This is a genomic window from Pseudomonas sediminis (assembly GCF_039555755.1).
GTDB classification, from domain to species: Bacteria; Pseudomonadota; Gammaproteobacteria; order Pseudomonadales; family Pseudomonadaceae; genus Aquipseudomonas; species Aquipseudomonas mendocina_D.
Genome location: NZ_CP154631.1, coordinates 3,227,094 through 3,244,174, shown reverse-complemented (window position 1 = coordinate 3,244,174; position 17,081 = coordinate 3,227,094). Strand labels below are relative to the sequence as shown.

12 protein-coding genes and 1 pseudogene are annotated in these 17,081 nt (G+C 63.8%); 5 read left to right on the top strand and 8 right to left on the bottom strand.

Features of this window, described 5'->3' with window-relative positions:
• Positions 1-53: 53 nt before the first annotated feature.
• The 5 genes and pseudogenes from AAEQ75_RS22015 to zwf all read right to left on the bottom strand — a co-directional run bounded on the left by AAEQ75_RS22015 (position 54) and on the right by zwf (position 4,972).
• Positions 54-758, bottom strand: a complete 705-nt coding sequence (locus AAEQ75_RS22015) for a methyl-accepting chemotaxis protein (protein WP_430523466.1) — start codon at positions 756-758, stop codon at positions 54-56.
• A 198-nt stretch (positions 759-956) separates the two neighbouring features.
• A pseudogene (locus AAEQ75_RS22010) lies at positions 957-1,841 on the bottom strand (methyl-accepting chemotaxis protein); the annotation flags it as partial.
• 288 nt (positions 1,842-2,129) lie between these two features.
• Entirely contained in the window at positions 2,130-2,801 is a 672-nt protein-coding gene (locus AAEQ75_RS15245; RefSeq protein ID WP_343349566.1) for a bifunctional 4-hydroxy-2-oxoglutarate aldolase/2-dehydro-3-deoxy-phosphogluconate aldolase, read from the bottom strand.
• 1 nt (position 2,802) lies between these two features.
• Complete coding sequence (gene pgl / locus AAEQ75_RS15240; RefSeq protein ID WP_343349565.1) at positions 2,803-3,516, bottom strand: 6-phosphogluconolactonase; 714 nt, start codon at positions 3,514-3,516, stop codon at positions 2,803-2,805.
• On the bottom strand, positions 3,503-4,972 hold the full coding sequence (gene zwf / locus AAEQ75_RS15235; protein ID WP_343349564.1) for a glucose-6-phosphate dehydrogenase: 1,470 nt from the start codon (positions 4,970-4,972) through the stop codon (positions 3,503-3,505). The genes pgl and zwf overlap by 14 nt, the downstream gene beginning before the upstream one ends.
• A 211-nt stretch (positions 4,973-5,183) precedes the next feature.
• On the opposite strand from zwf, the gene AAEQ75_RS15230 reads away from it, so the two are divergent.
• From AAEQ75_RS15230 to sugE, 3 genes are all read left to right on the top strand, one after another.
• Complete coding sequence (locus tag AAEQ75_RS15230; RefSeq protein ID WP_177429707.1) at positions 5,184-6,044, top strand: MurR/RpiR family transcriptional regulator; 861 nt, start codon at positions 5,184-5,186, stop codon at positions 6,042-6,044.
• A gap of 185 nt (positions 6,045-6,229) precedes the next feature.
• A complete protein-coding gene (locus AAEQ75_RS15225; RefSeq protein ID WP_343349563.1) occupies positions 6,230-7,177 on the top strand; it encodes a bile acid:sodium symporter family protein in 948 nt (315 codons plus the stop codon).
• A gap of 142 nt (positions 7,178-7,319) precedes the next feature.
• A complete protein-coding gene (gene sugE / locus AAEQ75_RS15220) occupies positions 7,320-7,634 on the top strand; it encodes a quaternary ammonium compound efflux SMR transporter SugE (RefSeq protein WP_343349561.1) in 315 nt (104 codons plus the stop codon).
• Between the two features lie 76 nt (positions 7,635-7,710).
• Here the strand turns inward: sugE and AAEQ75_RS15215 are convergent, their stop codons facing one another.
• Positions 7,711-9,585 (bottom strand): MFS transporter, encoded by a 1,875-nt coding sequence (locus AAEQ75_RS15215; RefSeq protein ID WP_343349559.1) that lies wholly within the window; start codon positions 9,583-9,585, stop codon positions 7,711-7,713.
• Between the two features lie 540 nt (positions 9,586-10,125).
• Between AAEQ75_RS15215 and AAEQ75_RS15210 the strand changes: the two genes are divergently transcribed.
• Positions 10,126-10,830 carry a 4'-phosphopantetheinyl transferase family protein gene (locus AAEQ75_RS15210; RefSeq protein WP_343349558.1) on the top strand — a complete coding sequence of 235 codons (705 nt, stop codon included), beginning with the start codon at positions 10,126-10,128 and terminating at the stop codon, positions 10,828-10,830.
• A gap of 191 nt (positions 10,831-11,021) precedes the next feature.
• On the opposite strand, the gene AAEQ75_RS15205 is transcribed toward AAEQ75_RS15210, so the two are convergent.
• Both AAEQ75_RS15205 and AAEQ75_RS15200 read right to left on the bottom strand, forming a co-directional pair.
• The gene (locus AAEQ75_RS15205) at positions 11,022-12,629 is read right to left on the bottom strand and encodes an ATP-binding protein (RefSeq protein ID WP_343349556.1); all 1,608 of its coding nucleotides are present in this window, start codon (positions 12,627-12,629) and stop codon (positions 11,022-11,024) included.
• Positions 12,630-12,639: 10 nt separating this feature from the next.
• On the bottom strand, positions 12,640-13,395 hold the full coding sequence (locus AAEQ75_RS15200) for a winged helix-turn-helix domain-containing protein (RefSeq protein ID WP_017674890.1): 756 nt from the start codon (positions 13,393-13,395) through the stop codon (positions 12,640-12,642).
• A gap of 763 nt (positions 13,396-14,158) precedes the next feature.
• On the opposite strand from AAEQ75_RS15200, the gene AAEQ75_RS15195 reads away from it, so the two are divergent.
• Positions 14,159-17,068 carry a ribonucleoside-diphosphate reductase subunit alpha gene (locus AAEQ75_RS15195; protein ID WP_179574134.1) on the top strand — a complete coding sequence of 970 codons (2,910 nt, stop codon included), beginning with the start codon at positions 14,159-14,161 and terminating at the stop codon, positions 17,066-17,068.
• Positions 17,069-17,081: the final 13 nt, after the last annotated feature.

Below are 17,081 nucleotides of genomic sequence, written 5' to 3'. Positions count from 1 at the left end.
GGCGATGCGCGCCGCGCACCCTACGTGACTGATGTAGGGTGCGCGGGTCTGGGTCAGACGCGGAAGCGGCTGACCATGGATTGCAACTGACCGCCCAGACGGGCCAGTTCGGCGCTGGAGGCAGCGGTTTCTTCGCTGGCGGTGGCGGTCTGCTCGGATACGTCGCGTACGCTGAGGATGCTGCGGCTGATTTCCTCGGCCACGGCGCTCTGTTCCTCCGCAGCCGCGGCGATCTGCTGGTTCATCGACTGGATGCTGGACACCGCGAGGGTGATGCTGCCCAGCGAGTCGCCGGCCTTGCGCGTCAGCTCGACACTGCTGTCGGTGAGGTTACGGCTGTTGCGCATCACCGCCGCCACCTGCTGGGTACCGCTCTGCAGCCCGGCGATCAACGCCTCGATCTCTTCGGTGGATTTCTGCGTACGCTGCGCCAGGCCGCGTACTTCGTCGGCGACCACGGCAAAACCGCGACCTGCTTCGCCGGCACGTGCTGCCTCGATGGCGGCGTTGAGTGCCAGCAGGTTGGTCTGCTCGGCCACCGACTTGATCACGTCCATCACGCTGCCGATCTTGTCGCTTTCCTGCTGCAGGCCGGTCATCGCCTCGGAAGAACGCCCTACTTCGGCAGCCAGACGCTCGATCTGCGAAATCACCTCGGCCACTACCTGGTCGCCCAGGCGCGCCTGGCCGTCCGCGTCGTTGGCCGCTTGCGAGGCCTGCTCGGCGTTACGCGCCACTTCCTGTACGGTGGCGGACATTTCATGCATGGCGGTGGCCACCTGATCGGTCTCACTCTTCTGGCTGTTGGCACCGGCGCTGGTCTGCTCGGTGACCGCCGACAACTCTTCGGCGGCGCTGGCGATCTGGGTGACGCTGTCGCGGATGCCACCGATCAGCTCGCGCAGGGTCGTGGCCATGTGCTGGATGCCCTGCTGCAGTTGGCCCATCTCGTCGCGGCGATCGACCCGCACGCTGGCCGTCAGGTCGCCCTCGGCAATGCGCTGTACCGCGCCCAGGGTGTCTTGCAGTGGACGGGTGATCTGCCGGGTGATGATCCAGGCAGCCAGCACGCCGAACAGCAGCGCCAGCAGCACGGCGATGATCTGCCAGGTGCGCGCCTCGGCGCTCTCGATGGCCAGACGCTCGATCTGGAACTTGTACAGGGTGTCACTGATGCGGACGATCTCGGTCTGCTGATCGGTCATTTCCTGACGGGTCCGGGCAATATCAGCAGTGGCATTCTTGAAGGCCTGCACGGTCAGTTCGAACTGCCCCAGGGCCGCCTCGATACGGCGCACGGCATCTTGCTGGGCGCTACCGAAAGCCTGCTGCAGCGCACCGAGGCTGGCTCGGGCCATGGCGATACGCTCGGACAGCGCCTGTTCGGTTTGTGCATCAGGTGCGCTGTCATAACGCTCGAGCAGATAACGCAGGCGCAACAACTGACCATGGGTGATCATCAGAGCCTGCAGTTGCGTGAAGCGATCGGCATCGTCTTCCGGCAGAAGCTCAACACTGCGCCGCATGTTGGCCAGCAGCTCGCTCAGTTGCTGGTCTTCGACGTTCGCCTGGTCGCGCACCTCAGCCGCTGCCGCGTAGGCTGCGCGCATCCCCGCCAGGGAGCGCTGATAGTCCTGGTTATAGCGGTCCTGCTCCTGCAGCAACTTGACGTTGGCCGGGTTCTTGAAGGTTCCCAGCAGCTTCTTCTGCTGCTCGAGGTAAATGTTCAGATTGTTCAGCAGGCGCTCGGTACTGACTGCATCGCCCTTGGCCAGCATGAACTGCAGGCGAGCGATGCGCAGGTTGGTCAGCGTGTTATTGAGCTGGGTGATCTCGCTCATCCAACCACTGCGCTGGATCACGCTGCCCAGACCAGTCCAGGCAGTCCAGGCCAGCGCCAGGGTAAGTGCCAGCACCAGGCCGAAGCCGAGCGCCAGTTTGCGGGTCACACTAAGATTAGCGAACCAGGTATTCATGAAATTCTCCAACTGCGGGTGTTTCTGGGTTTCGCTGGAGAGTTGTTTTTATTGACGCCAGCACAATGACATTAGCTGACGTATGTAGCGGCCAATGCGACACAGATTTTAGAGCAATCCGATATGCGGTAGCAGCGCCGCCACTGGCACGCCTCAGCTCAACAGCTGCAAGGCCTCGGTACTGCATTGCTGGATACGTGCCCAGTCGCTGCTTTCCACCCACTCGCGCTGGAACATCCAAGTGCCGCCTACGCACATGACGTTGGGCTGCGCCATGTAGCGCTGCAGGTTGTCCGGGGTGATGCCGCCGGTGGGGCAGAAACGCACCCCGCCGAAAGGCCCAGCCAACGCCTTGAGCGCCGCGACGCCACCGCAGATCTCCGCTGGGAACAGCTTGAAGCGGCGATAACCCAGGGCGTAGCCAACCATCAGTTCCGATGCACTGCTCACACCCGGCAGCAGCGGCAGCGGGTTATCCAGCGCGGCCAGCAACAGCTCACGCGTGCTGCCCGGCGTGACGATGAACTGCGCACCGGCGGAGGTCGCCGCGGCGAGCATGTCTTCATCCAGCACGGTGCCAGCGCCAACGCAGAGTTCGGGGCGCTCGGCACGCAGGCGGCGAATCGCTTCCAGACCGTGCTCAGAGCGCAGGGTCACTTCCAGTACGCGCAGGCCACCAGCGGCCAGGGCGTCGGCCAGCGGCAGGATGTCCGCCTCGCGGGCGATGGTGATCACCGGCATGATCCGCGCCTGCGCGCAGATGCGGTCGATCTCGGCGATTTTGTCGGCCATGCGCGCGCGCTGGCCTTGGTCGAGGCTGGTCATGTCAGGGGCACCAATGGATTTCGAGGGGGGAATGCAGGAACGCGCGAATGGGCAGCTCGGAGGTTTCACCAGGCCGCAGCGCCGCGCCGAGGATGTTCAGTTTCGCCTGACCCTGGATCGCCAGCAGCGGCAGGCGTGCGCTGGCCAATACCGGCATAGTCAGGGTCAGGCGCTGCGCCGGCTCGCTCGGTGCCAGCATCGGCAGCACACGGCGCGCGCAAGCTGGCTGAAGCGCCTGGTGCAGATTGGGGCTGTGCGGGAAAAGCGAGGCGGTGTGACCGTCATCGCCCATGCCCAACACCAGCACGTCTATCGGTGCCAGTTCGGCGACCGCCGCATCAGCCAGCTCGGCCGCTTGGTCGAGGTTGCCGGCAACCTGGTACAGACTGAGGAAACGCGCTTCGGCCGCCGGCCCACGCAGCAGGTGACGACGCACCAGCGCCTCGTTGCTGCCCGCGTGATTGATCGGCACCCAGCGCTCGTCAGCCAGGCTCACCAGCACCTGCGCCCAGGGCACGTCCTGCTGCGCCAGCGCCTCGAAGAACAGCACCGGGCTGCGCCCGCCGGAAACGACCAGCGTGGCTTGAGCGCGACTGGCAATGGCTTCACGAAGCGCATCGGCCACGAGCACCGCCATCGCCTGGGCCTGTTGTTCGGCACTGTCGTAGGGGCAGGCCTGTACGCCCTGCGGCAGTTTCAGTTCAGAGATCGCCATACCAGCTCCTGCCATCCCGGGTGATCAACGCAACCGAGGCCATGGGGCCCCAGCTGCCGGCGGTGTAGGGTTTCGGCGCTTCGCCGAGGCGCTGCCAGCCGTCGATCAACTGATCGCACCACTGCCAGGCGTATTCGATTTCGTCCTTGCGCACGAACAGGTTCTGGTTGCCGCGCATCACTTCCAGCAACAGGCGCTCGTAGGCATCGGGGATGCGCGCACTGCGGTAGGTGTCGGAGAAACTCAGCTGCAGCGGACCACTGCGTAGCTGCATGCCCTTGTCCAGGCCCTGATCCTTGGTCAGCACCTGCAGGGCGATGCCCTCGTCCGGCTGCAGACGGATGATCAGCTTGTTACCGATCAACTGGCGTTGCTCCGGAGCGAAGATGTAGTGCGGCGGCGCCTTGAAGTGGATGACGATCTGCGACAGCTTCTGCGGCATACGCTTGCCGGTACGCAGGTAGAACGGCACGCCGGCCCAGCGCCAGTTGCGGATGTCGGCACGCAGGGCGACGAAGGTTTCGGTATCGCTCTGGGTGTTGGAGTTTTCTTCTTCCAGATAGCCGGGCACCGCGCGCCCATCGCTGCTGCCGGCCACGTACTGGCCGCGCACCACGCGCTGGCCGAGCTGCTCGACGTTGATCGGCTCCAGCGCCTTGAGCACCTTGACCTTCTCATCACGGATGCTGTCGGCCGACAGGTCGCTGGGCGGGTCCATGGCGATCAGGCAGAGCAGTTGCAGCAAGTGGTTCTGGATCATGTCGCGCAGTTGCCCGGCCTGATCGAAGTAACCCCAGCGCCCTTCGATACCGACCTTCTCGGCCACGGTGATTTCCACGTGGGAGATGTGGTTCTGGTTCCACTGGGTTTCGAACAGGCTGTTGGCAAAACGCAGGGCAATCAGGTTCTGCACCGTCTCCTTGCCTAGGTAATGGTCGATGCGATAGACGCGGTTTTCCGGGAACACCTGAGCCACGGCATCGTTGACCGCACGCGAGGACGAGAGGTCGTGGCCGATCGGTTTCTCCAGCACCACCCGCGTGCCCTCTTCCAACCCCACGGCAGCCAGGTTGGCGCAGATGCCACCGTATACCGAGGCCGGCGTGGCGAAGTAGGCGATCAACTGATCCTGCGGGCTCACATGCTCGAGCAACGCCGCATAATCGTCGGCCTTGAGGAAGTCCATGCTCAGGTAGCTCAGGCGCGCCAGAAACCGCGCCATGTCGGTTTCCGTCAGCTCCTTGGCTGGTACGTGCAGGCGCAACGCCTGTTCGATGGCGCGCAGGTGACCACTCGGCTCGCCCGTTTCACGGGCCAGGGCGAGGATGCGCGTGCCATCGTGCAGCAAACCGGCGCGATCGAGCTGGTAAAGCGCGGGAAACAACTTGCGCAAGGCCAGATCGCCCAGCGCGCCGAACAAGGCAAAGGTGCAGGATTCAAGCTTCATCGCAGGCATGAGTTTGTTCTTTTATCAAGATGCACTAGAAATACCGGGTGATACTGCTTTTATCAAGGAAAAATGTTGTGATAGCAACAACATTATTCACTACATCCGATAAGTCAGTGGTGGCCACGGGGCGGCATCAGTAGGATAGGCCGGTTGTTTTACCGCCCATCGCCTGTCGCCAAGCCCGTTCAACCGCCTGTTAGGAGCCCTTATGGACCGCGTGCGCAACCTGCTGGAACAGATCCAGAGCCGCCTGGACGACCTGAACAAGGCCGAACGCAAGGTCGCCGAAGTGATCCTGCACGACCCGCAGCAAGCCACACGCTTCAGTATCGCTGCGCTGGCACAGGCCGCCGCCGTCAGTGAGCCGACGGTCAACCGTTTCTGCCGCTCGTTCGGCGCCAACGGCTATCCGGAACTGAAGATGCAGCTGGCGCAGAGCCTGGCCAGCGGCGCCGCCTACGTCAGCCGCGCGGTATCGGCCGACGACGGCCCCGAGGCTTACACGCGCAAGATTTTCGGCAGCACCATCGCCTCGCTGGACAGCGCCTGCCAGAGCCTCGACCCGCAGCACGTCAGCCGCGCCGTCGACCTGCTGATCCAGGCGCGGCAGATCCACTTCTTCGGCCTCGGCGCCTCGGCCTCGGTAGCGCTGGACGCACAGCACAAGTTCTTTCGCTTCAACCTCGCGGTCTCTGCACACTCCGACGTGCTGATGCAGCGCATGATCGCTTCGGTGGCGCACACCGGCGATCTGTTCGTGATCATTTCCTACACCGGGCGCACCCGCGAGTTGGTGGAAGTGGCGCGCCTGGCGCGCGAGAACGGCGCTTCGGTGCTCGGCCTCACCGCCGCCGGCTCGCCGCTGGCCAAGGCCAGCACCCTGAGCCTGGACATTCCGCTGCCGGAAGACACCGATATCTACATGCCGATGACCTCGCGCATCATCCAGCTCACCGTACTCGACGTACTCGCCACCGGCGTCACCCTGCGCCGCGGCGTCGACTTCCAGCCACACCTGCGCAAGATCAAGGAAAGCCTCAGCGCCAGCCGTTACCCGGCGGATGAAGAGCCGCTCTAAGGCATCTGCAGGAGCCAGCCTGCTGGCGATCCGTCGCATTGGCACGCTCCGAAAAAGCATCGCCGGCAAGCCGGCGCCTAACGTTCCGCTGCACTGCAGGCTAAATACTGTCGTGGCTCGACCAGGCAAATAGCGACGCTTCTGGTAGGCTTGCCGGCCTTTCCGAACCTGCCAGGAAATCCGTCATGCAAGCTCTGATTGCCCTCAGCCGTTTCATCGGCAACACCTTCGCCATCTGGGTGTTGCTGTTCGCCGTCATGGCCTTCTTCCAGCCCAGCTGGTTCCTGCCGCTGACCGCCTGGATCGTGCCGCTGCTCGGCCTGATCATGTTCGGCATGGGCCTGACGCTCAAGGGCGCGGACTTCCAGGAAGTCGCCCGCCGCCCGCTGGCCGTGCTGCTTGGCGTACTGGCTCAGTTCATCATCATGCCCTGCACCGCCTGGCTGCTGTGCCAGGCGTTCGCCCTGCCGCCGGAAATCGCCGTGGGCGTGATCCTGGTGGGCTGCTGCCCAGGCGGCACCGCCTCCAACGTGATCACCTGGTTCGCCCGTGGCGACCTGGCGCTGTCGGTCTCGATCACCGCCGTCACTACCCTGCTCGCCCCGCTCGTCACCCCGACACTGATCTGGATGCTGGCGTCGGAATGGCTGCCGGTGTCGTTCAGCGCCATGTTCATCTCCATCCTCAAGATGGTGCTGCTGCCCATCGCCCTGGGCCTGATCGCCCAGCGCCTGCTCGGCGAGCGAGTGAAGACCGCCGTCGAGGTGCTGCCGCTGATTTCCGTGGTGAGCATCGTCGCCATCGTCGCCGCGGTAGTCGCAGCCAGCCAGGGCAAGATTGCCGAATCGGGCCTGCTGATCATGGCCGTGGTGATCCTGCACAACGGCATCGGCCTGGGCCTGGGTTACCTGGCCGGACGCCTGTTCGGCATGTCGCTGGCGCAGCGCAAGACATTGTCGATCGAAGTCGGTATGCAGAACTCCGGCCTCGGCGCCGCCCTGGCCAGCGCGCACTTCAGCCCACTGGCCGCCGTGCCCAGCGCCCTGTTCAGCGTTTGGCACAACCTGTCCGGCCCGCTGCTGGCGACCCTGTACCGCCGCATGGGCCAGAACGCCAAGCACAGCGAAGACTGATTCAGCATCTCGCACCAATCGGGTGCACCTTGCCCCGGACGCGCCAATATGCACAATATTGGCGCACGCGAGGACGACCTCCGCACCCTGAATCCAGGGTGGCTCATCCGGGGGACGGCCCCTTCAGCCACTGGAGGTGACCATGTCCTGGATCATTCTGTTTCTCGCCGGCCTGTTCGAGGTCGGCTGGGCCGTCGGCCTGAAATACACCGACGGCTTCACCCGCCCGCTGCCCACCCTGCTCACCGTCTCCGCCATCGTCATCAGCCTCGGCCTGCTCGGCCTGGCCATGAAGGAATTGCCGCTGGGCACCGCCTACGCCATCTGGACCGGCGTCGGCGCCGTGGGCACGGTAATCGCCGGCATCATCCTGTTCGGCGAGTCGATGGCGCTGCTACGCCTGGCCAGCGTGGCGTTGATCGTCTGCGGGTTGATCGGGCTCAAGTTGAGCCATTGAGAAAGCCAGAGCTCAACTTCGTGGGAGGCGCTTTAGCGGCGAATCGCGGCTAAAGCCCCTCCCACACGCCCCCTCGCTATCGCCAATCCCCACGCAAGGCCGCCACCTGCGCCTGCAACGCCTCGCGCTTGGCCTGCTCCGGCGCAATCGGCGCTCCAGCCACCAGGCACACCCGTGACCACAGGCGCTTGAACAGCCCTTTGTGCGGGTCGCGACTGAAGAAGCTGCCCCACAAGCCTTGCAGTGCCATGGGAATCACCGGCACCGGGTTCTCTTCGAGAATGCGCTCGACACCCGCCTTGAACTCGTCGATCTCACCATCGGCGCTCAGCTTGCCCTCGGGGAAGATGCACACCAGCTCACCGTTGCGCAGGTACTCGGCGATCTTCTTGAAGGCGGCGTCGTAGATCAGCAGGTCCTCGTTGCGCCCGGCAATCGGCACGGTGCCGGCTGTGCGGAAGACGAAATTGAGCACCGGCAGGTCGTAGATCTTGTAGTACATGACGAAGCGCACCGGCCGGCGAATAGCGCCGCCAATCAACAACGCATCCACGAACGACACGTGGTTGCACACCAGCACCGCCGCACCCTCGTCGGGAATGGCATCGAGCCCCTTGTGCTCGACCCGGTACATCGAGTGCCCCAGAAGCCAGATGAGAAAGCGCATGCTGAACTCGGGGACGATCTTGAAGATGTAGCTGTTGACCGCGATGTTCATCAGCGACACCACCAGGAACAGCTGCGGAATCGACAGCCCGGCGACACTGAGAAAGAGGATCGCGACGATGGCCGACGCCACCATGAACAGCGCATTGAGGATGTTGTTGGCGGCGATCACCCGCGCCCGCTCGTGCTCGGCGGTGCGCGACTGGATCAGCGCATACAGCGGCACGATGTAGAAGCCGCCGAACAGACCGATGCCGAGGATGCAACCGAGAATCCACCAGGCCTGGCCGTAACCCAGCAGCGCCAGCCAATCATGCGGCGCGGCGCCCTCGGGGAAGCCACCGGAGAACCACCAGAGCAGGATGCCGAACAGGGTCAGGCCGATGGAACCGAACGGCACCAGGCCGATCTCCACCTTGTGCCCACTCATGCGCTCGCAGAGCATCGAGCCCAGGCCGATGCCCAACGAGAACACAGTGAGAATCAGCGTCACCACGCTCTCGTCGCCGTACAGCCACTCCTTGGCGTAGGCCGGAATCTGCGTCAGGTAGATCGCGCCGAGAAACCAGAACCAGGAGTTGCCCACCAGCGAGCGCGACACCGCCGGACGCTGACCCAGGCCAAGCTTCATGATCACCCAGGACTGACGAAAGATATTCCAGTCCAGCGGCAGTTCAGGCATGGCAGCCGAAGCCTTGGGAATGCCATGGCTGGCCAGGTAGCCGAGCAGCGCCACACCGACCACAGAGCCGGCGACGATGGGCGCATAGCTGCTGCTGGCCATCATGATGCCGGCGCCGATGGTGCCGGCCAGAATCGCCAGGAAGGTGCCCATTTCCACCAGGGCGTTGCCGCCCACCAGCTCCTGCTCCTTGAGGTGCTGCGGCAGGATCGAATACTTCACCGGGCCGAACAGCGCCGACTGCGTGCCCATGGCGAACAGCACGGCGAGCATCAGCGGCAGGTTATCCAGCAGCACCCCGGCGGCGCCGGCGAGCATGATGCCGATCTCGGCGAACTTGATCTTGCGAATCAGCGCGTCCTTGGCGAACTTCTCGCCAAACTGGCCGCCGAGGGCAGAGAACAGAAAGAACGGCAGGATGAACAGCAAGGCGCAGAGATTGACCAGCAGATCGCGGTCGACGCCCGTGTTGAGCTTGAAGAGGATGGCGAGAATCAGCGACTGCTTGAAGATGTTGTCGTTGAAGGCGCCTAGCAATTGCGTCACGAAAAACGGCAGAAAGCGCTTCTTGCCGAGCAGGGCGAACTGCGATTGTTGGGTCATCGTCCATGGTCCTCGCGGGAGTCGGTTTTTGCCCGCACAGGCATTTGACTGCAAATCCCCCCATGAAAGCCACAGGGCAAATGCGAATGCCTTGGCTAACGAGGAGGTAAGACTGTTCATTTAAAGATGCGCGCTTAGCTCTCCTCTCCCCAGAGGGACGAGGGGGCTAATCGCGTTCCACCATTTCTTGTGTGAACAGCACTACCTTTGTGGGAGGGGCTTCAGCCGCGACAGCAACCGCAAAAAGCTCGCCGCTGAAGCGCCTCCCACACCCGAGTGCGCCTTCACGGCCCCGGCCCAGCAGGGGGCGCCGCCAAACGCAGCGCAAAAAAAACGGCAGCCCAATCGGGCTACCGTTCTCGAACTCGGAGAAAACGTCAGTGCCCTCGCACTGACTACAACCTCACCTGCACTCCCTGGGGAATGCCAGCGCAGTCTGACAAAAGCCAGCCTCAGCGTCCGTTTAGCTTTGTTACCTGCCTGCAAAGAAATGTAAACGGCAGATGACTGCACGGTCCGCCGCGCGGCACAATCGCGCCCATGAACGCTCACCACCCCGCCTGCTGCAGCCCACTCGACACGCACAACCCGCTACCCCGCGCAGTGGACGGCGCGCAGCTGGTCAGCACCCGTTTCGACCCTGCACTGCTCGCAGAAGATGACTTCGCTCGCTGCGATATCGCCCCGGTGCGCGGCGTCGCCAAGCGCCAGGCCGAGTACCTGGCCGGACGCCTGTGTGCCCGCGAGGCGCTGCGCCGCGTAACCGGCCAGCCCAGCGTGCCGGCCGTCGGCGAAGACCGCGCGCCGCAGTGGCCACGTGGCGTGGTGGGCTCCATCACCCATGGCGACAACTGGGCTGCTGCACTGGTCGCCCAGCGTGAGCAATGGCGCGCGCTAGGCCTGGACGTCGAGCGCCTGCTGCCCGTAGAGCGCGCCCAGCGCCTGCAGGGCGAAATCCTCACTCAGGCCGAGTTGCAGCGCCTGTCGGGCCTGGACGACGAGGCCCGCGCCACGCGCATCAGCCTGACCTTCTCGCTCAAGGAAAGCCTGTTCAAGGCGCTCTACCCGCTGACCCTGACGCGTTTCTATTTCCATGATGCCGAGCTGCTGGAGATGGACCACGACAGCGCACGCCTGCGCCTGCTGATCGACCTGCACCCAGAATGGCGCACGGGCGCCGAGCTGGATGGCCAGTTCGCGCTGTTCGATAACAAGGTGCTGAGCCTGGTGGCCGTGGCGGCGTAGCCCGGATTTCATGCGGGCTGGATAGAGCTATCGCGGCTGAAGCCGCTCCCACGGGACCGGTGAACCTCTGTAGGAGCGGCTTCAGCCGCGATGCTTTTGGCCGCGCTCAATCGCCCCGGATTGCATCCGAGCTACAGCGCAGGCAAAAAATCGGTGCGCACAGCGCACCGGGCCCACCACACAATCGCGCCCTACTCCCCCTGACGCCGCGGCCACACCAGGCTGAAACGCGCACCGCCTAGGCTGTCGCTGCGGCCGATCTGCGCGCGGCCGCCGTGCCAGTAGATGATTCGGCGCACGATCGACAGCCCCAGGCCATGCCCGCCGGAGGCCCGCGTGCGGCTGTCATCGAGACGCAGGAAGGGACTGAACAGGCGCTCCCAGGCCTCTTCCGGCACACCCGGCCCGTCGTCCTCGACATCGATGCGGCAACGCTTGTAGCCGACCTGACAGCTGATCAGCACCTTGCCTTCGGCGTAGCGCATGGCATTGCTGACCAGATTCTGCAGCGCGCGGTGCAAATAGCGCGGCTCGGCCTCAACCCAGGAGGCGCCCTCGGCCTGCACGCTGAGCACCGCACCACACTCCACACGCACCTTGTTGCTCAGCGGCGCCAGCTCGTCGATCACCTGATCGATCAGCGCCTTGAGCTCCACCTGCTGGAAATTCAGCGCCGGTGAACCCTGCTCCAGGCGCGCGTAGGTCAGCATCTCGTCGACCAACTTGTCGAGGTCCTGAATATCGCTGTCCATGCCGTCCATGTATTTGCGCCGGGCACTTTCGTTGGGCGCATCGGCAATCATCTCCAGGCCGAAACGCAGGCGCGCCACCGGCGTGCGCAGTTCATGGGACACCGCACGCACCAGCTCGCGCTGGGTGCTCAGGGAGGTCTGCAGGTGCTCGGCCATGGCGTTGAAGCTGCTGGCCAGGCGCCCCACCGAATCCGCGCCGCGCGTCGGCACGCGGGCATCCAGGCGGCCGCTGGCGATATGCGTGGCCGCACTTTCCAGCGCACGCAGGCGCTGCTCTAGCGAGCGCACCAACAGATAGACGATCAGGCCGATCAGGCTCAGTCCCAGCGCGCCGATCAGCACCAGCAGTTGCGGCGGATAAGGGTTCATCTGGTACAGCGGGCCGATCTCCAGCACCCAAGGCGTATCGACGATGCCGGAGAACACATAGATGGAGTCGCCACCCTTGCCCAGCGCCATCACCGTATCGCCCTCGTCGATACGCCTGCGCTGGTCGAGGTCGAGGGTGGCGTCTTCAAGCCGCACCAGCTGCAGGTTGAAGCCGAACTGCTTGGCCGCCTTCAGTTCAGCCAAGCGCTGCGGCTGCTCATGCACCGGGTAGCGCACCAGTTCATCGATCAGCAGGTAGTTGGTGGCCCGCGCCAACTGCTCGCTGATCTGCTGGATCTCGCCAGTCAACAGCAGCGGCTGCTTGCCATCGAGCAGGCCATAGACCTTGGCCGAGTGCGGGCCGGTCTGCTGCACCAGCACGTGGCCGCGCTGCAGCCGGTTGCGCTCGCTGCTTTCCAGCGGCACCTCGCTCAGGGCCTGCAGCTCCAGCGGGATGCCGAGCAGACGTGACCACACCACCAGGGCGCGCCGGCGTTCCACCTCGTTCATCGGCAGCAGGTTGTCCGCCATCAGGCGAAAGGTGCCGCGCGCCAGCCCTTCGCGGTACTGATCACCGCGCACCTCGTTGACCAGGTGCAAGGTGCCGACGCCCAGCAGCGCCACCAGCACCAGCGCGGCGAGCATGCCGCCATAGATGCGCAGGAAGATCGAGTTCATGGGCGCCCGATCAATCGCGCAGGATCGGCGGCGCATCACCGAACGGCAGCGCTTCGGCGGCCTCGGCGACAAACAGATAACCCTTGCTGCGCACCGTCTTGATCATCCGCGGGTGCATCGGGTCATCGCCGATCTTCGGGCGGATGCGCGAAATACGCACGTCGATGGAACGGTCCTGGCCGTCGTATTCGATACCGCGCAGGGAATTGAAGATTTCCTCGCGCGACAGGATGCGCCCGGCATTGGCCGCCAGCAGCCAGAGCAGATCGAACTCGGCGCTGGTCAGCTCGATGCCCTGCTCGCCCAGCCAGGCTTCGCGCATGGCGCTGTCGATGGCCAGCGCACCAAACTGCAGACGCCGCGGCTGACCTTCATCACGCTCGCTTTCGCTGCCCTCACGGCGGCGCAGCAGCGCACGAATGCGCGCCAGCAGCACACGCGGGCGCACCGGCTTGCACACGTAGTCATCGGCGCCCATCTCCAGGCCCAGCACCTGATCCATGTCGTCGGTGCGCGCAGTGAGCATGAGGATCGGCCCCTTGTAACCGCTGCGCACCTTGCGGCAGATGCTCAAGCCATCTTCACCCGGCAGCATCAGGTCGAGGATCACCAGGTGCGGCTGCTCGGCGAGAATCCGCGCCGCCGCACGCGCGCCGTCGGCTTCGATGGCCACACGCAGACCATTGCCCTCCAGATACTCGCGGGTCAACTGCGCCAGGCGCTGGTCATCCTCGACGATGAGAATCTGCCACGCTTCTTGTTCCACACCCTTTCCCCTTCGCATAGCGGCAAGTGCCGCAAATACCGCCGCCATTCTAGGGGCTGAGCGCGTCTCGGTGCGAGCGACAAACCAGCGCCCAGACCTGGCACCTGGTTAAGCACAGCACATGCCAAAAGCACTATATATAGTGGTAGTCTGTGCGCCGCCGAACAGCTTCGCCACGTCGCTGAAAACCTTCCGCCAGGAGCGACGAACGGTCATTAGCAACCAGAGCCAGAGAACACGCGGGCTACGCTGTTAACACCCACAAGGCACTCACAGCTTATCCACAGGCAGTTCTTTTTTTAGCGCCTTGCAATGCCTCCAACAGCGCACTATCTTGTATCCCCATCGCGCAGTACCCACCAGATGTTGGGTTACTGCAGAAAACCGGACACAAAAAGAACGAATCGCGCAAGCCCTTTTCGCAGGGTTTTCCAGGTGTCCCGGCTAACCGTTTCGCCCTAACCCAGGCCTGGCCTGGGTTACAGCCACGCGGCAACGCCCGACGTTGCGCGTGAGCCGGTCAGACAGCGGTCTTATCCGCCAGTCGACCACTATATGTAGTAGGCGGGGTGTGGTAATGCCCCGCTGTGACTGATGCGCCAGGACGGCACTTGAAGTCGTGCCCACCCTGCCCGCTCTTGCAACACCCCGTACCCGGCGTCGCTGCCGCGCACGGCCTGAGTTGTTGATGGAATGAATGGCGGACAGAGCACGACAAGCACGCGTGTCGTCCCACCTAAAATTACAGAACACGGAGATCTCCATGCATACCGACACTACTCGCGAGAACCCGCAGGCCGTGGCGCCGCAGGCCGCTGAATCCTCTCAGGATCTGGCTGCCACCGCGCCCGGCCAACTGCGTGTGATCAAGCGCAACGGCACTGTCGTCCCTTACACCGATGACAAGATCACCGTCGCCATCACCAAGGCCTTCCTCGCAGTAGAAGGCGGCACCGCAGCCGCTTCGTCGCGCATCCACGACACCGTCGCGCGCCTGACCGAGCAGGTCACCGCCACCTTCAAGCGTCGCATGCCGTCCGGCGGCACCATCCACATCGAAGAAATCCAGGACCAGGTCGAGCTGGCCCTGATGCGTGCCGGCGAGCAGAAAGTCGCCCGCGACTACGTGATCTACCGCGAAGCCCAGGCCAACAAGCGCAAGAGCGCCAATGCCGGCAGCGACATCGCCCAGCCGCACCCGAGCATCCGCATCACCACCGCTGGCGGTGAACTGCAGCCGCTGGACATGGGCCGCCTGCAGACCATCATCCGTGAAGCCTGTGAAGGCCTGGCCGAAGTCGATGGTTCGCTGATCGAGCGCGAAACCCTGAAGAACCTGTACGACGGCGTGGCCGAGAAAGACGTCAACACCGCTCTGGTGATGACCGCCCGTACCCTGGTCGAGCGTGAGCCGAACTACAGCTACGTCACCGCCCGCCTGCTGATGGACAACATCCGCGCCGAGGCCCTGAGCTTCCTCAACATCACTGCCAGCGCCACTCACCACGAGATGGCCGACCTGTACGCCAAGGCCCTGCCGGCCTACGTGGAAAAAGGCGCCGAGTTCGAGCTGCTCGACCCGAAACTCAAAGAGTACGACCTGGAGAAACTGGGCAAGGCGCTGAACCACGAGCGCGACCAGCAGTTCACCTACCTGGGCCTGCAGACCCTGTACGACCGTTACTTCATCCACAAGGACGGCATCCGCTTCGAACTGCCGCAGGTGTTCTTCATGCGCGTGGCCATGGGCCTGGCGATCGAAGAACCGAAGAACCGTGAAGACCGCGCCATCGAGTTCTACAACCTGCTGTCCTCGTTCGACTACATGGCGTCGACCCCGACCCTGTTCAACGCCGGCACCCTGCGTCCGCAGCTATCTTCGTGCTACCTGACCACCGTGCCGGACGACCTGTCGGGCATCTACGGCGCCATCCACGACAACGCCATGCTGTCGAAATTCGCTGGCGGTCTGGGCAACGACTGGACGCCGGTGCGCGCGCTGGGCTCCTACATCAAGGGCACCAACGGCAAATCCCAGGGCGTCGTGCCCTTCCTCAAAGTAGTCAACGACACCGCCGTGGCGGTCAACCAGGGCGGCAAGCGCAAGGGCGCGGTCTGCGCCTACCTGGAAACCTGGCACATGGACATCGAGGAGTTCCTCGAACTGCGCAAGAACACCGGTGACGACCGTCGTCGTACCCACGACATGAACACCGCCAACTGGATTCCGGACCTGTTCATGAAGCGCGTCTTCGAAGACGGCAAGTGGACCCTGTTCAGCCCGTCCGAAGTGCCGGACCTGCACGACCTGACCGGCAAGGCCTTCGAAGAGCGTTACGAGTACTACGAAGCCCTGATCGAGTACGGCAAGATCAAACTGTACAAGACCATCCAGGCCAAAGACCTGTGGCGCAAGATGCTCTCGATGCTGTTCGAGACCGGCCACCCGTGGCTGACTTTCAAGGACCCGTGCAACCTGCGCAGCCCGCAGCAGCACGTGGGCGTGGTCCACAGCTCCAACCTGTGCACCGAGATCACCCTGAACACCAACAAGGACGAGATCGCTGTCTGCAACCTGGGCTCGGTCAACCTGGTCAACCACATCAATGACGGCAAGCTGGACATCGAGAAACTCGGCCGCACCGTGAAGACTGCTGTGCGCATGCTCGATAACGTCATCGACATCAACTACTACAGCGTCGACCAAGCACGTAACTCCAACTTCAAGCACCGTCCGGTCGGCCTCGGCCTGATGGGCTTCCAGGACGCCCTGTACCTGCAGCACATCGCCTACGGCTCCGACGCTGCCGTCGAGTTCGCCGACAAGTCGATGGAAGCCATCAGCTACTACGCCATCCAGGCCTCCTGTGACCTGGCCGAAGAGCGCGGCAGCTACAGCACCTTCGAAGGTTCGCTGTGGAGCAAAGGCATCCTGCCGCTGGATTCGCAGCAGATCCTCATCGAAGCCCGTGGCCAGAAGTACATCGACGTCGACCTGTCCGAATCGCTGGATTGGGCACCGATCCGCGAGCGCGTGAAAAAAGGTATTCGTAACTCGAACATCATGGCCATCGCGCCGACCGCGACCATCTCCAACATCATTGGCGTGTCGCAGTCCATCGAGCCGACCTACCAGAACCTGTACGTGAAATCGAACCTCTCCGGCGAATTCACCGTGATCAACCCCTACCTGGTGCGCGACCTGAAAAATCGTGGCCTGTGGGACCCGGTCATGGTCAACGACCTGAAGTACTACGACGGCTCCGTGCAGCAGATCGAGCGCATCCCGCAGGATCTGAAAGACCTGTACGCCACCGCCTTCGAAGTGGAAACCAAGTGGATCGTCGACGCCGCCAGCCGTCGCCAGAAGTGGATCGACCAGGCTCAGTCGCTGAACCTGTACATCGCCGGCGCCTCGGGCAAGAAGCTGGACGTGACCTACCGCATGGCCTGGTACCGTGGCCTGAAAACCACCTACTACCTCCGTGCCCTGGCCGCTACCAGCACCGAGAAGTCCACCATCAACACCGGCAAGCTCAACGCAGTGTCCGCTGGTGGTGACGAAGGCTTCTCGGCCAAGGCCCAGGCTCCTGCCCAGCAGGCAGCTCCGGCCCCGGCGCCCGTACCGAAAGCCTGTGCCATCGACGAACCCGACTGCGAAGCCTGCCAATAAGGCTGGCGCGTGG

Excerpts from the sequence above, each read along its gene's own strand:
- AAEQ75_RS15215 (WP_343349559.1), bottom strand. The coding sequence starts at position 9,585 with ATGACCCAACAATCGCAGTTCGCCCTGCTCGGCAAGAAGCGCTTTCTG.
- AAEQ75_RS15245 (WP_343349566.1), bottom strand. The coding sequence starts at position 2,801 with ATGACCAGCCTCGACCAAGGCCAGCGCGCGCGCATGGCCGACAAAATC.
- sugE (WP_343349561.1), top strand. The coding sequence starts at position 7,320 with ATGTCCTGGATCATTCTGTTTCTCGCCGGCCTGTTCGAGGTCGGCTGG.
- pgl (WP_343349565.1), bottom strand. The coding sequence starts at position 3,516 with ATGGCGATCTCTGAACTGAAACTGCCGCAGGGCGTACAGGCCTGCCCC.
- AAEQ75_RS15195 (WP_179574134.1), top strand. The coding sequence starts at position 14,159 with ATGCATACCGACACTACTCGCGAGAACCCGCAGGCCGTGGCGCCGCAG.
- AAEQ75_RS22015 (WP_430523466.1), bottom strand. The coding sequence starts at position 758 with ATGTCCGCCACCGTACAGGAAGTGGCGCGTAACGCCGAGCAGGCCTCG.
- AAEQ75_RS15205 (WP_343349556.1), bottom strand. The coding sequence starts at position 12,629 with ATGAACTCGATCTTCCTGCGCATCTATGGCGGCATGCTCGCCGCGCTG.
- zwf (WP_343349564.1), bottom strand. The coding sequence starts at position 4,972 with ATGCCTGCGATGAAGCTTGAATCCTGCACCTTTGCCTTGTTCGGCGCG.
- AAEQ75_RS15210 (WP_343349558.1), top strand. The coding sequence starts at position 10,126 with ATGAACGCTCACCACCCCGCCTGCTGCAGCCCACTCGACACGCACAAC.
- AAEQ75_RS15225 (WP_343349563.1), top strand. The coding sequence starts at position 6,230 with ATGCAAGCTCTGATTGCCCTCAGCCGTTTCATCGGCAACACCTTCGCC.